Origin of the sequence: Pseudomonas sp. R4-34-07 (assembly GCF_003852375.1) — a bacterium.
Taxonomy (GTDB): Bacteria; Pseudomonadota; Gammaproteobacteria; order Pseudomonadales; family Pseudomonadaceae; genus Aquipseudomonas.
Genome location: NZ_CP027760.1, coordinates 5,822,181 through 5,836,875, shown reverse-complemented (window position 1 = coordinate 5,836,875; position 14,695 = coordinate 5,822,181). Strand labels below are relative to the sequence as shown.

Annotated in this window: 11 protein-coding genes; 5 read left to right on the top strand and 6 right to left on the bottom strand. The window is 62.0% G+C overall.

All coding sequences use genetic code 11. The annotated features are described in order from the left end of the window. Window positions 1–136 precede the first annotated feature (136 nt). From C4J85_RS27005 to aspA, 4 genes are all read right to left on the bottom strand, one after another. Window positions 137–4,714 carry a dermonecrotic toxin domain-containing protein gene (locus C4J85_RS27005; protein ID WP_256657847.1) on the bottom strand — a complete coding sequence of 1,526 codons (4,578 nt, stop codon included), beginning with the start codon at window positions 4,712–4,714 and terminating at the stop codon, window positions 137–139. A 115-nt stretch (window positions 4,715–4,829) separates the two neighbouring features. Beyond that, a complete protein-coding gene (locus C4J85_RS27000; protein ID WP_124411112.1) occupies window positions 4,830–5,807 on the bottom strand; it encodes an asparaginase in 978 nt (325 codons plus the stop codon). A 77-nt stretch (window positions 5,808–5,884) separates the two neighbouring features. After that, window positions 5,885–7,330 (bottom strand): sodium:alanine symporter family protein, encoded by a 1,446-nt coding sequence (locus C4J85_RS26995; RefSeq protein WP_124411111.1) that lies wholly within the window; start codon window positions 7,328–7,330, stop codon window positions 5,885–5,887. Window positions 7,331–7,745: 415 nt separating this feature from the next. Continuing rightward, a complete protein-coding gene (gene aspA, locus C4J85_RS26990) occupies window positions 7,746–9,170 on the bottom strand; it encodes an aspartate ammonia-lyase (protein WP_124368861.1) in 1,425 nt (474 codons plus the stop codon). Window positions 9,171–9,351: 181 nt separating this feature from the next. Here aspA and C4J85_RS26985 point away from each other — a divergent pair, with 181 nt between their 5' ends. The 5 genes from C4J85_RS26985 to C4J85_RS26965 all read left to right on the top strand — a co-directional run bounded on the left by C4J85_RS26985 (window position 9,352) and on the right by C4J85_RS26965 (window position 13,122). After that, window positions 9,352–10,260 (top strand): LysR substrate-binding domain-containing protein, encoded by a 909-nt coding sequence (locus C4J85_RS26985; protein WP_124411110.1) that lies wholly within the window; start codon window positions 9,352–9,354, stop codon window positions 10,258–10,260. Window positions 10,261–10,568: 308 nt separating this feature from the next. Next, window positions 10,569–11,060, top strand: coding sequence for a 5-(carboxyamino)imidazole ribonucleotide mutase (purE, locus tag C4J85_RS26980; RefSeq protein WP_003195648.1), 492 nt, complete (start codon window positions 10,569–10,571; stop codon window positions 11,058–11,060). A gap of 11 nt (window positions 11,061–11,071) precedes the next feature. Next, a complete protein-coding gene (locus C4J85_RS26975; protein WP_124368859.1) occupies window positions 11,072–12,157 on the top strand; it encodes a 5-(carboxyamino)imidazole ribonucleotide synthase in 1,086 nt (361 codons plus the stop codon). Window positions 12,158–12,262: 105 nt separating this feature from the next. Next, on the top strand, window positions 12,263–12,508 hold the full coding sequence (locus C4J85_RS26970) for a GlsB/YeaQ/YmgE family stress response membrane protein (RefSeq protein ID WP_124411109.1): 246 nt from the start codon (window positions 12,263–12,265) through the stop codon (window positions 12,506–12,508). A 77-nt stretch (window positions 12,509–12,585) separates the two neighbouring features. After that, window positions 12,586–13,122 carry a DUF3299 domain-containing protein gene (locus C4J85_RS26965; protein ID WP_124365022.1) on the top strand — a complete coding sequence of 179 codons (537 nt, stop codon included), beginning with the start codon at window positions 12,586–12,588 and terminating at the stop codon, window positions 13,120–13,122. Between the two features lie 119 nt (window positions 13,123–13,241). On the opposite strand, the gene C4J85_RS26960 is transcribed toward C4J85_RS26965, so the two are convergent. After that, window positions 13,242–14,141, bottom strand: coding sequence for a D-hexose-6-phosphate mutarotase (locus C4J85_RS26960; protein WP_124411108.1), 900 nt, complete (start codon window positions 14,139–14,141; stop codon window positions 13,242–13,244). Between the two features lie 59 nt (window positions 14,142–14,200). After that, window positions 14,201–14,605 (bottom strand): acyl-CoA thioesterase, encoded by a 405-nt coding sequence (locus C4J85_RS26955; RefSeq protein ID WP_003176975.1) that lies wholly within the window; start codon window positions 14,603–14,605, stop codon window positions 14,201–14,203. Window positions 14,606–14,695: the final 90 nt, after the last annotated feature.

The window sequence follows — 14,695 nt, the reverse complement described above, 5'->3', positions numbered from 1 at the left end:
TGCCCAGGGGACGGTAGATAGATAAAACAGCCAGGGCGCGCAGTCCCTGGCCGACGCTTATCAGGTGCCGGACTTGATCTTGCTCCAGGCGCGGTTCCTGCCGGTGTTTGGCAGGAAACAGCAAGGAGTGTGCCGTTCAGTGGTCGAAAAATAAGCGCTTGGCCGCTTCCAGGTTGATCTCGCTGCGGAAATAAGCAATTTGCTGTTGCTCGTTGAGCCCTTGCATGGAATCACCCAACGACCCCTTGCGATATTCCTGAGGCGTCTTCAACCGCGCGGAAATAAAGGCTTTGGCCGGTGTCCAGGCCGCCGAGTAATGAAAGTGCGCATACCACAGCACCTCATGGCTGTAGCGTTCGCTGATGGTGTATTCATCCAGGTAATCCGGCACGGTGCTCTTGAGCCGGCGCCGCTTGATGACCTTCTTGATGATGATCGCGTTGCGGTCCTTGAGCCATTCAATCCCGGCGGGGGTCGGGGCATGTTGCTTGATCATGTGCATCATGTGATCGGAGGCGAGTTTATAAAGCGCCTGCGCCGCGTCGTTGAGTTGTTTGCCGAGGCTGGCTGCCGAATGTGAGTGGGTGTCTGTGGTGTTGTCGCGAGCCAGCGCCTTCTCGATGTGCCGGTTGGTTTCTTCCAGCAGCAAAGCATGCCGGTGATACAGGTACTCGATGCCGACGGCGGTGCGATCCTGCTTTTTTGCCTGCTCGACGGCGCGCTGCTTGAAGGCTGCCAGACCGTCCAGCAGTGCGCGGCCGTGGTCCAGGCTGACCTGGAGGTCGGGCACCACATCCTCGCCTTCGGGCGTGGTGACACGTTGCACCCACATGTTCGGGCTTTTCTCATGGAAGGTTGCGATGACCTGCTGGGTCAGCGGTGACCGGATATCCACCATGTCGGTTTCGAGACCGATGGGCGTCAGCCGAGGTTCACCGATCAGTACGCCGTTGTAACGGGTGTGGATGAATTTTTTCAGCGGCCTTGGCGGTGTCTGCGGTGGCGTCGGCCGGTTTCGGAAGACGTCACGCTCGGCGTGCAACAGGCTTAAATGCTGCAGGGCCTCCTGGGAAAATTCGCGCAGCTTCAGGCGCAGGCCTTGCAGCGGGTCCGACAGGACCACGGCGGGAAACTCCTGGGGAAAATCGTCCAGGCGTTCATCGATGACCTTGAATTGCTCGATCAGGCTGCCCAGCGAGTCGATACGTTCATCCAGGCGTGATTCGCTGCGCTCGTGCAGGGTGTCGCGCAACGCCTGGACCGAGAGGTCGGCGCTGTCGACGATCTCGTCCATGGCCTTCCAGGCATCGGGTTCAGTGGCGGTGCTGGTTTTTTCCAGGCACAGGTTGCGCGCCAGGGTCACCTGCAGTGCCTTGAGATCAGTGCTGGTGTAGGCCGGCAGCCGCTTTCTGGCGTCCTGGATCAGGCGCATTCCGTCCTGGGCCAGGGTACGCAGTTGGGCGAAGCGCGTTTGCGTGTAATCCAGGCGCGCGATCATGTCCTCGCTCAGCTCGGTCATTTGTTGAGCGCCCGCCACCTCGCGCTGCCCGGTTTCGCGGCTCTGGCGTTCGATCTGGTCCAGGGTGGTCTTGAGCTTGGGGGTAAAAAGGGTTTGCGCTTCACGGATTCCGGCTTCGTTGAGTTCCAGTTGCGCGCGCACGTAGCCCAGGGCCTTTTGTTGATAGTCGGGCACTGAGGTGAACACGTTCAGACGCTTGAGTTGCTGCAGCGCCGTTTCATAGTCGGCGCGCTGGGTGCCGAGCTTCTCCAGGTAGAGTTCGCGCTTGGCGGCGGCGGAGGTTCCAGGCGCTTCGGTCATGGCCCGATGGGTTTGCTGCAGCTCGCTTTGCGCGGTTTTTTTCGCGCTTTCGAAAGCCACCAGTTTGTCGCGTACTTCGGCGGCCTGCAGGGTTGCTTCGGCTTTCGCCAGCTTGATCATCCGTTTGGGGCCACCGCCGCGCAGGCGCAAGCGGGTGTCGATAACCCACTGGCCTGCCGCACTGTGAAACAGCGTCGGCCCTGTCCGCTCGGGCTGCTGCGGGTCGATGATCATGACGGTGTCGCTCTCATCCACGGCGACTTCAAACCAGCGCTCGCCGACCTGGGCGTAGTACTTCTGGTCGTGCCGGGTCAAGTGTTGGTGCGGCCCCTGGTTCGTTTCGACAGTGCCTGGCTCGTGCGGCTTGCTCACCTTGAAGCTGTCCAGCACACGGCCCAGTGTGGTTGGCGCACGATTGACCGCGCCGCTGGTGTGCAGCCATCGCGCATGGCCGGGTGGCAACTCATGGATGGCAGTCGTTTCCAGTTGGAGGGTTTCCACGGTGGGCAGCGGCGCTGGCTTGATGAGCGTAGGCTCGGGCTCCCGGCGACGGCCCGCAGGCCGCAGGCGCGTGCTGATGTGCAGGGTAATCGCGGTGGCGAGGTTGAGCAGCACATCGGTGAGCGCCGCCCATTGCGCGGGTTTTGCGCCGTCCTCCCAGGCAATCACGAACTGTTGCACTTGCTCGACGACCTGCCAGATCCAGGCGCCGGTTGCCACGGTCGGGCTGGCAAACGGCAGCGCGGCGTTGAGAAGCGTCCAGCCGGCGTGCTTGAGCGTCTCCCAGCGGTTTTCCGCATTCGATACCGACTGGCGATCGGCAAGTTTGATCAGGGCTTGAGCATTGGCTTCATAGAGGCCGGCAAACAGATCGCCGTCGAGCGTACGTTCACCCAGGCTTATCGGCCCACTCATGGTCCTCTGTGTCGTGGCGTCCACCAGAAAGTCCGCGACGGCCCACGGCGAGGGCAGTGCCCCAGGGAACACGTAATTGGCGTAATGGTTGCGCACGTCGTCGGGCAGCCACGCCAGCACTGACTTGCGCAGTTCGGGGGACTGGGCGATGGCATACATCAGGTTGGCGTGGGAAGGGTATTGGATCAGGGCCGGGTCGAACTGCGGCCGATACAGCAGGCAGGGGCCGGCGGAAGAGCCCTTCGCGCCGATCACGTACATGTTTTCCACCTCGTCCGGCGAGCCATCGCTGCGGCGCTGGGGCACGAAGGCCAAGGGCCGGATGACAATGTCTTGCCCGTCGACCTTGCGGTCCTCGGCGTCAGCCTGCATCGCGGCGGCGACGTAGCGGTAGCCTTGTTCATCAATCCCGTGTTCGCGGCGAATCTTGCATTGCAGGGCCAGCAGCGGCAGTTGGATGCGCAGGTGATGGGCAAAGAGACGCTTTCGCCGCGAAGCTTCGCTGGTGATTTCCAGCAGCTTGCTGTTGATCAGTGCCGGGTACTGCTTGCCGATATCGGCCTTGCTGACAAGGCTTTCCACATAGTTGACGGTCATCCATTGCGGCAACGGCCGCTCATTGCTTTGGAGCAGCGTCTTGTTGCCCAGCGGCACCGCGATCAAGTTCTGCAAGGCCAGTTCGCTGAGGCTGAAGGTGGTGGTGTCCGTCTGTCCCGGCACGGTGAAAGTGCCCCACACGACCAGGCTTTGAACCCGGATGCTGAGCTTGTCCAGCGGCAGGTGCAGCGCCTCTGGATGCTCCTTGAGCATTTCGGCCTTCAGCGCCTCAAGCGCATATTGCTCGATGGGCGGGATATCGTCCTGGTAGGACTTGCCCAGGTTCATGCTTTGCAGGGCGGCCAGGTCTTTCAAATGCCGCGAATAGAAACCCAGGTCAGAGAGAGAGGCTTGCCGCAGCCAGTCCGGCAGCAATTGCCGGTACCAATCCAGGGGCGGCCCGTTTTTGGCGATCTGCTCGGGGGTAACCAGCGCCGGTGCCGTCTCGGGTTCATCGTCGATGGAAAAATCCTGGGTGCCGATGGCCTCGATCTGCAAGGCGATCAGGCTGCAGGCCTGGTGGTCGAAAAAGTCGCCGGTCGGTTCGAACAGCCGCCACTGGATTTTTTTTCGCGTGGCCGACGGGCTCAGCCGGTCCGGCAGGCTCTGGCCAAGTTGCTCCAGCGAGGCGAATTTTTCATACCCCTTGAGCAGGGAGTAGGTGAGGATAATCTCGCGTTCGTCCCGTCGACCGATCAGTACGGCTGTCGAGCACTCGTTCAAATGCGTGACTTTTTCGTCGTCGACCTGATCGATGTCGATCAGGCACGCTCGCAGGTTGTAAGGGTCATTGAGCCGCCCGCTACGGGCCGGGGCGTGAAACAACAGGCGAGCCATGGCGCAGTCGTCGTCATCCCAGCCGTCCACCCGCTGAACATTCCACGCTGCCCGCAATGAGTTGGAAAACCCATGCCAGCGCGGGCCGTTGTCGGTGCTGTGGTTCCAGAACTCCACCTGCTGTTCCTGGAACGCGGCCGGCATCACCGGCGCCAGGGTGTTGAGGGTGTGGGCGATGTCGACAATGCGCACGGGCAGCAGCATCGGCGGGTCGGTCAGCGGCTGCTGGGTGAGAAAGTGTTCGCCTTCAATGTACGTTGTCGTCCCGCCGACTACGGACTGTCTGGCCAGGATGTCGCTGAGGGTTTGATAGAACGTCAGCCCGGGGACGATCTTGTCCTCGACGATTTCCCAGGATGGGCTGCCGACCAGGCTGAGGTCGGGATTGATGTCGAGTGCCGGGTACTGCTCTTGTAAGGTCTGGCGCAACAACACTGAGGCCACTTCTCTGAATGAGGGCCGTGCAGTGAGTTGGGTGAGCAGGTCCAGTGTCAGGTCCGCAGGCTTGACGGATGGCTGCTCAAAAGTTCGGCTGTGCGTAGTCATGGGGCATCCCTGTCTGGCCGGTTGATGGAAGCGACCCGAGGTCTCCACTCGGGTGTTCCATGCTAGGTACCGGCCAGTCAGGGCAGGGGGTGATTATGTAGCGGTCGACGCTGGCTCAGCGCAGCTCCCCACACAGGTCCAGTTCGACCAGGCGGCGGGTATCGGCGGTGGCCAGGCCGGCACCCAGCAGGGCGTTGAGCTTGCCGAAGGCCGCTTCGCGGGTCATGCCGCCGCCTGACAACACGCCCACGCCGCGCAGGCGGCTGCCGGCTTCATACACATCCAGTTCCACGCCGCCTTCATGGCATTGAGTGATGGCGACTACCACGATGCCCAGGTCCTGCGCACGTTGGAGGCTGGCGAGAAACGCCGGATTGTCGCTCGGCCCGGTGCCGCTGCCGAAGCATTCCAGGATCAGCGCGCCGATCCCGCTGTCGATCAGCGCATCCAGTTGCCCGGCGCCGATCCCTGGCACCAGCGGCAACACGCCGACGTTGGCCAGGGCCTTGGGCTGGCGATAATCCAGGACGGCGGGAAGCGACTCGGCCTTGGCCGCGCCTCCGTTGCGCTGCAGCGCGGCGAAGGGATGGCGCCCAAAGCTGCGGATTTTCGCGCAACGGGTCGGCGCCATCAGCGCGCCGTGAAAGTACAGGTGCACGCCCGGTGCCAGGCCTTCGCCAAGCGCGGCCAAGGCGCCACTGACGTTTTCCCAGGCATCGCTGTCGGGCACGCCGGCCGGCAGCATCGAGCCGGTAAACACCACCGGTGCCGGCAGGCCCAGCAGTTGAAAACTCATGGCTGCCGCGCTGTAGGCCAGGGTGTCGGTGCCATGCAGGATCAGCACCGCGTCGCAGCCTTCGTCAACGGCTTCGACTACGGCGGTGCGCAGGCGCTGCCAGTAGGCGGGCGTCATGTTGGCGCTGTCGATCAGCGGGGACATTTCCCGGAAACGCCAGGCGGGCGCTTGCAGGTTGGCGAACTGGTCACGCATGCGGGCTTCGAATCCGGAAGCGGGTGCCAGTCCATTGGCGCTGGCCTGCATGCCGATGGTGCCACCGGTGTAGAGCACCATGACGTTATTGGCTGGTTGCATTTGAAAATCTCCTGAACGAAAAACGCCGCCGGGCCCAGAGCATGCCCAAGGCCAGGCGGCGTGTCATCTGTCTACGCTCAGCGTTGCACTTGAGCGTTCAATTCAGCCGCCGGGGCCGCTTGCGGTTTTACCGGATTCGCCGGCCAGGCCTTGCGGTCCAGGTCCAGGTCGGGGAACTGGCTGGAGTCGAACACCGGGGTCTTGATGCCTGCGGCGCGCTGGTTGTCGTAGTCGTTCAGGATGCGCATGGCGATCTTGAACAGGAACGCCAGGGCGAACAGGTTGACGAACGCCAGCATGGTCATGGTGATGTCGGCGAAGGCGAACACGGTGCCCAGGTTCTCGATGGAACCCCAGAAAATCAGCACCAGCACCAGTGCGCGGTAGCCCATCAGCACCTTGCGGTTGTTGCCGACCAAAAAGCGCAGGTTGCTCTCGCCCAGGTAGTAGTTGTACATGATCGACGTGAACACGAACAACGCCAGGGCCACCGAGATGAACATGCGGCCCCAGTCACCCACCACTGCCGCCAGGGAGTTCTGGGTCAGGGCAATGCCGTCGCCTTCAAAGCCTGGGGTGTAGAAGCCGGAGAGCAGGATCAGCAAAGCGGTGCAGGTGCAGATCACAAAGGTGTCGAGGAACACGCTGAACGCTTGCACCACACCCTGGGCGATCGGGTGTTCCACCGACGCCACGGCTGCCACGTTAGGCGCGCTGCCCAGGCCGGCTTCGTTGGCAAACACGCCGCGTTTGACGCCCATGATGATCGCGCTGCCCACCAGTCCACCGAAGGCCTGGTCGAGGCCGAACGCGCTCTTGACGATCGTCGCGAGCATGGCCGGCACGTGGTCGAATTGCAGCACGATCACGTACAGGGTCACGGCGATGTAGACCAGGGTCTTGACCGGTACCAGCAGGTCGGCGATCGAGGCGATACGCTTGATCCCGCCGATGAACACCAGGCCCAGCAGCACCGCCAGCGCGAGGCCGGTGTAGGTGGTGTCGAGGCCGAAGGCGTTATTCAGCGAGTGGGTCACGGCATGGGCTTGCAGGCCGTTGAAGGCGAAACCGAAGGTCACCAGCAACAGGAACGCCATCACCATTCCCAGCCAGCGTTTGTGCAGGCCGTGCTGGATGTAATAAGCCGGCCCGCCACGGTAAGTGCCTTCGGCGTCGGTGCGCTTGTACAACTGGCCCAGGGAGCACTCGATGAAGCTCGAAGACATGCCCACCAGCGCGGTGACCCACATCCAGAACACGGCACCGGGGCCGCCCAGGGTCACGGCAATGCCGACGCCGGCGATATTACCGGCACCGACGCGGCCCGCCAGGCTGAGCATCAGCGCCTGGAATGAACTGAGTTGGCCGGAGCTGCTCTTGAGGCTGTCGCGAAACACCGAGAACATGTGGAAAAAGTGACGCAACTGCACGAAACGCGAGCGAATCGTGAAATAACCGCCGAGCCCGACAATGAGCACGATCAGTACTTTCCCTGAGAGGAAGTCGTTGATGACTTCGAGCATGGAGTGTTCCTCGCTGATTTTTCTAATGGCAAACGCAGGACGGTCCGACACATCGTATGGCACCAGGCAGTGCACGACGTTCGACCCCAATCCTTTTGCGGGTGTTGTTATTCATGCGGTTTCGCGTTGTACCCGGGCCTCGTTACCGACGGCCGCAGACGCGAAGAGGGGCGGCACTATACCTAGGCGAACGTGATCCGTCTGCTCGGGCTGATTAAAGGTTTGTAGGAGCGAGCTTGCTCGCGACGGTCTTGAACGGTGATGTGTTCCTCCTGGATGAACGCGGTGCCCAGTAGTTTTTCGCGAGCAAGCTCGCTCCTACAGGCAAAAAAAAGGGCCTGAAGAACGAGCCTTCAGGCCCTCAAAAGGTGAGAGGTGTCTAGTCCCTCAACCTGGTGAGCGGTGCAACAAACACTTAGGCCTTCAAGGGGACCAAGCGTGGAGCGATCATGTTTTCGGGGCGCAGGATGTCGTCGAGCATGGCGTCGTCGAGCAAGCCTTCTTCGCGCACCAGTTCCAGCACGCCGCGGCCGCTTTCAAGGGCGATGCGCGCGATGCGGGTGGCGTTTTCATAGCCGATGTAAGGGTTCAGCGCGGTGACCAGGCCGATGGAGTGTTCCACCAGTTCGCGGCAGCGTGCTTCGTTAGCGGTGATGCCGACGATGCAATGCTCGCGCAGCATGTCCATGGCGCGTTGCAGCAGGCGGATCGAGTCGAAGATCTTGAACGCGATCAGCGGCTCCATCACGTTCAACTGCAGTTGGCCGCCTTCGGCTGCCATGGTCAGCGCCAGGTCGTTGCCGATGACCTGGAAGGCCACCTGGTTCACCGCTTCCGGGATCACCGGGTTGACCTTGCCGGGCATGATCGAGCTGCCTGGCTGGCGTGCCGGCAGGTTGATCTCGTTGATCCCGGTGCGTGGGCCGCTGGACAGCAGGCGCAGGTCGTTGCAGATCTTCGACAGCTTCACTGCGGTACGCTTGAGCATGCCCGAGAACAGCACGAAGGCGCCCATGTCGGAGGTGGCTTCGATCAAGTCGGCAGCTGGTACCAGCGGCTGGCCGCTGATCAGGGCCAGGCGTTGCACGGCCAGGGCCTGGTAGCGCGGGTCGGCATTGATGCCGGTACCGATTGCGGTGCCGCCCAGGTTCACTTCGGTCAACAGCTCCGGCGCCAGGGTTTTCAGGCGGGCCAGGTCTTCACCGAGGGTAGTGGCGAAGGCGCGGAATTCCTGGCCGAGGGTCATCGGCACGGCGTCTTGCAATTGGGTACGGCCCATTTTCAACACATGCCCGAACTCGACGCCTTTGGCGGCGAACGCCTGGATCAGGCTGTCGAGGCTGGCCAGCAGCGCGTCGTGGCCCAGCAGCAGACCCAGGCGGATCGCGGTCGGGTAGGCGTCGTTGGTCGACTGCGCCATGTTCACGTCGTTGTTGGGGTGCAGGTATTGATACTCGCCTTTCTGGTGGCCCATGGCCTCCAGCGCGATGTTGGCGATGACTTCGTTGGCATTCATGTTGGTTGAAGTGCCGGCGCCGCCTTGAATCATGTCCACCACGAATTCTTCGTGGAAATCGCCGCGGATCAAGCGGGCACAGGCTTCACTGATAGCCGCGTGCTTGGCTTCGCTGAGCTGGCCCAGTTCGCGGTTGGCGTCAGCGGCCGCTTGCTTGACCATTGCCAGGCCGACCACCAATTTCGGGTAATGCGAAATCGGAACGCCCGAGAGGCGGAAGTTATTCACCGCTCGCAGGGTCTGGATGCCGTAGTACGCTTGAGCGGGTACTTCGAGTACGCCAAGCAGGTCTTTTTCTGTGCGGAATGATGCAGCGGAGGACATGACGGAAATCATCTCGATATGGACCCGGAACTGGCCGGAACGCTGCGAATGCTAGGCTTGTGAGAGTTTTTGGGCCAATGCTGTTCAGCACTGGCCTATGCACAAACGGCATAATGTGGATGTGACCCGGTTACCATAACGGGCGTGTGTGCCAAAATGGTGCATTCCCGTGGAGGCAGTGATGAACCTTGAAAGCAAATGGCTGGAAGACTTCAGCGCCTTGGCGGCGACGCGCAGTTTTTCCCAGGCGGCGGAGCGGCGCTTTGTCACCCAGCCGGCGTTCAGCCGACGCATTCGCAGCCTGGAGGCCGCGTTGGGCCTGACCCTGGTCAACCGCTCGCGTACGCCGGTGGAGCTGACGGCGGCCGGGCAGTTGTTCCTGGTCACCGCACGCACGGTGGTCGAACAACTCGGCGAAGTGCTGCGTCATTTGCATCACTTGGAAGGCGGGCAGGGTGAGGTCATGCAAGTGGCGGCCGCGCACTCTCTGGCGCTGGGCTTTTTCCCACGCTGGATCGCGCAGTTGCGCAACGAAGGCCTGAACATCGCCACGCGGCTGGTGGCGACCAACGTCGGCGATGCGGTGCATGCGCTGCGCGAAGGCGGTTGCGACCTGATGCTGGCGTTCTACGACCCGGATGCGGCGATGCAGATGGATGCGGAGATCTTCCCGTCGCTGCACCTGGGCAATACCGAAATGCTCCCGGTGTGCGCCGCTGATGCGGATGGAAAGCCATTGTTCGACCTGGAAGGCGAGGGCAGCGTGCCGTTGCTGGCCTACAGCGCCGGCGCGTTCCTGGGCCGTTCGGTGAATTTACTGCTGCGCCAGCGCGCCTTGCGTTTCACGACGATCTACGAGACGGCCATGGCCGACAGCCTCAAAAGCATGGCGCTGGAAGGATTGGGTATCGCCTGGGTGCCGCAATTGAGCGTGCGGGCGGAACTGGCCCGAGGCGAATTGGTGGTGTGTGGCGGATCGCAGTGGCACGTGCCGCTGGAGATTCGGCTGTACCGCTGTGCGCTGGTGCGCAAGGCGAATGTGCGGTTGTTGTGGCGCAAGTTGGAAGGTGGGGCGGCGCAAGGCACCTGAATGCGATCCCTGTAGGAGCGAGCTTGCTCGCGAAAAACCTGAGAGCGCCGCATCCATTCAGAACGCCCGCGTCATCGTTGGCGATCTTCGCGAGCAAGCTCGCTCCTACAGGGTCAATAAAACCGCCACTTTGCACCGCTGGGCAGATGGTCGTCCAAGGGGCTGTTTATCTGGATTATTACGGTATACTGCGCGGCCTTCGGCCGGTCCAACCGGCCTTAATTCGTACACCAAGCCACGCCGGATTTCCCGCGTGGCTTGTTGTTTTTTGACGCGCCTGCGGGCGCCCAGAGAGAAGAGGCACGACGATGAGTGCATTGGTTGGCGTGATCATGGGCTCCAAGTCCGATTGGTCCACCCTTAGCCACACCGCCGATATGCTGGAAAAACTCGGCATTCCGTATGAAGTGAAGGTGGTCTCCGCCCACCGCACCCCGGACCTGCTGTTCCAGTATGCCGATGAAGCAGAATCCCGTGGCATCGAGGTGATCATCGCCGGTGCCGGCGGTGCGGCGCACTTGCCAGGCATGTGTGCAGCCAAGACTCACCTGCCCGTGCTGGGCGTTCCGGTGCAGTCGTCGATGCTCTCGGGCGTGGATTCGCTGTTGTCCATCGTGCAGATGCCCGCCGGCATCCCGGTGGCGACCCTGGCGATCGGCAAGGCCGGCGCGATCAACGCCGCGTTGCTGTCCGCCAGCATCCTGGGCGCCAAGCATCCGCAATTTCATGCGGTGCTGAAAAAATTCCGTGCTGAGCAGACAGACAGCGTGCTGGACAATCCAGACCCACGTATCGCCTGAGGTTGTTGACGATGAAAATCGGTGTAATCGGTGGCGGCCAACTGGGTCGCATGCTCGCTCTGGCGGGAACCCCGCTGGGGATGAATTTCGCTTTCCTGGACCCGGCGCCGGACGCTTGCGCGGCCGCCTTGGGTGAACACCTGCGCGCGGACTACAGCGACCCGGACCACCTGCGCCAGTTGGCCGACGAGGTCGACCTGGTGACCTTCGAGTTCGAAAGCGTCCCGGCCGAAACCGTGGCCTTCCTGTCGCAGTTCGTACCGGTGTACCCGAGCGCCGAAGCCCTGCGCATCGCGCGCGACCGCTGGTTCGAAAAGAGCATGTTCAAGGACCTGGGCATCCCGACGCCGGCCTTCGCCGATATCCAGTCCCAGGCGGACCTGGACGCCGCCGTCGCCAGTATCGGCCTGCCGGCCGTGCTGAAGACCCGCACCCTGGGCTACGACGGCAAGGGCCAGAAAGTGCTGCGCACCGCTGCCGATGTGGCCGGCACCTTCGCCGAGCTGGGCAGCGTTGCCTGCCTGCTGGAAGGCTTTGTGCCGTTCACCGGCGAAGTCTCGCTGATCGCCGTGCGCGCCCGTGATGGCGAAACCCGTTTCTACCCGTTGGTGCACAACACCCACGTCAACGGCATTCTCAAGCTCTCCGTGGCCAGCACTGACCACCCGCTGCAGGCGTTGGCCGAAGATTACTCCAGCCGCGTGCTCAAGCAGCTGGATTACGTCGGCGTGATGGCGTTCGAGTTCTTTGAAGTCGATGGTGGCCTCAAGGCCAACGAAATCGCCCCGCGCGTGCACAACTCCGGGCACTGGACCACCGAAGGCGCCGAGTGCAGCCAGTTCGAAAACCACCTGCGGGCGGTGGCGGGCTTGCCGTTGGGCTCCACGGCCAAGGTGGGCGAGAGCGCCATGCTCAACTTCATTGGCGTGGTACCGCCGGTTGAGCGGGTAATGGCGATCGACGATTGCCATGTGCATCACTACGGCAAGGCCTTCAAGGCCGGGCGCAAGGTGGGTCACGCCAACCTGCGCTGCAAGGACCGCGCGACCCTTCAGGCGCAGATTCTCAAGGTCGAAGCCTTGATCGCCGAACAATAAGCCGCGCCGCCACGGGAACCATTAAGGCTCGGCGTCTCTCTGATTGCAGGATGCCAAAGTCTGACTAGGCTTTGGCATGTCTCATACCAATCAGAGGGAAATGCCATGGGTATTATCGGAACCATTTTTATCGGCTTGATCGTCGGCCTGCTGGCGCGTTTCCTCAAGCCTGGCGACGACAGCATGGGCTGGATCATGACCATCCTGCTGGGTATCGCCGGCTCCCTGGCCGCGACTTACGGTGGTCAGGCACTGGGCATCTACCAGGCGGGTCAAGGCGCAGGCTTCCTCGGTGCCTTGGTCGGCGCTATCGTGCTGCTGGTGATCTTCGGCCTGATCAAAAGGAAATAACCAGCCGACAAAGTCCTCTGCGCTGCGCAGGCGCAGAGGGCTAGAATGCTCGCCACCTGAACTTGCCGAGCCTCTGCATGCGCCATCTTTTGTTGACTCTCCTCTTGCTGGGCCCAGGCCTGGTACACGCTGGCGAACTGCCGGAAACCGACTGGCTTGACCTGATGCCGCTGTCGGATCAGAAAGCCCTCGAGGCCATGCCCGAGATCGATCACAACTCCCCCGAAGCCCAAGGCACCTTTACCGATAAAGGCGGCCTGAAGCAGAGCAAAGGCTTGCCGGCGGTGATGTATTCCACCAAGACCGTGGCGGCCATGAACGGCAAGAACATCCGTATCGGCGGCTACCCGGTGCCGTTGGAAACCGACGCCAAGGGCCGCAGCACCCTGTTTTTCCTGGTGCCCTACCCAGGCGCCTGCATCCACGTGCCGCCACCGCCGCCTAACCAACTGGTGCTGGTGCGGTATCCGAAGGGTTTGAAGCTGGAGGATATCTATACGCCGCTGTGGGTCACGGGCACGTTGAAAGTAGAGAAGGTGAACAACGATCTGGCGGATGCGGCGTATGCACTGGATGCAGGGAAGGTGAGGGTGGTGAAGGAGTCGGATCTTTAAACCACACCACAAATCAATGTGGGAGGGGGCTTGCTCCCGATAGCGGTGTATCAGTCACCTATGAATTGACTGAACCACCGCAATCGGGGGCAAGCCCCCTCCCACATTTTGTTCTTCATCTACAGGGCGATAGCATTGATGCTCACGCCGAGAGTGTGGCTTTCACCGGGTGCCAAAGTCACCACATCTTCCAGCACATTTGCCGTCTCGATGCACAGCATCCCCTGCCAGCCGTCGTCGGCCATGTCATCGAAGGCCTTGGCGCGTTCGGTCCAGGGGTTCCAGACCACCGTCGACTTCGAACCCTGGCTGGTGAGTTGCACACGGCGTCCCCAGTCTTTATCGACAATGCTCAGTTCAGCCGGCGTATCCAGATAGATGCGGTCGGTCTCGGCGGTGAAGTGCAGCAGGCCGGATTGTTGTTTCTCGGACCAGCCAGCGGCGGTGTCGATGTACGCCGACCCGTCCAGGCCTTCGACCTGCACGTTGCGCACATTGCTGACGGCGAAGTAGGTGTGCAGCGCCTGGCTGAGCGTCACCGTGTCAGTGCCACGGTTATGGCTGGTCAGGTGGATATGCAACTGATCGTCCAGCACCAGGCTCAGCTTCAAATCGACCGGATGGGGCCAACCAGGAAAGCCGCCGGCGGGTACCGGCAGCACAAGGTCTACCCGCAGCGCTTGGCCTTGCAACTCGGTCGCGGCTAACTCCCACAGCGCCGTACGCACAAAACCATGGGCACCGGCCGGCTGATCGCTGTGGCGCATGGCCTTAACACTCTGCGGGTTGCGGTCGAATACGCCAAACCACGGCCAGCAAACCGGTACGCCGGTGCGGATGCCTTTGCCTTTTTTGAACACCGCTTCAGGATTCGGCCAGATCAGCGGCTGCTCGCCGTCGCGCTGGTAGCTGAAGAGATGCGCGCCCTGTTGGGCCACCATCAATTCGGCGCCGTTGTGGCGGATGCGCCAGCAGTCCAGCTCGTCGATTTTCACGGTTTCAACGTGGGGCGTCGGCATAGCAAAGCACTCTCAGTGGACAGGCAATGGGGCAATTGACCGTCAAAACCCGGTGAGGTTTAACGTGCGCGCGATGGAACCGAACGCGTGCGGCCACTGCCATCGATGGCGACGAACACGAATACCGCCTCGGTGACCTTGCGCCATTCGCTGGACAGCGGGTCGTCGCTCCACACTTCGACCATCATCTGGATCGAGCTGCGGCCGATTTCCAGGGCCTGGGTATAGAAGGACAACTGCGCGCCCACCGCGACCGGTACCAGGAAGGCCATGCGATCAATCGCCACGGTCGCCACGCGCCCGCCCGCGACCTTGCTGGCCATGGCAGTGCCGGCCAGGTCCATCTGCGCGACCAGCCAGCCACCGAAAATATCGCCAAAACCATTGGTTTCACGCGGAAGCGCGGTGATTTGCAGGGCGAGATCGCCTTGCGGGATAGGATCTTCTTGTTCGAGTTCGATCATGCCGAGGGTGCCTCTGACCCGTGACGCTTCATGGGTATTTCAAGTGGATAGCCGTCTTCTGGAAAAACGTTTCAGCACCAACATACACAG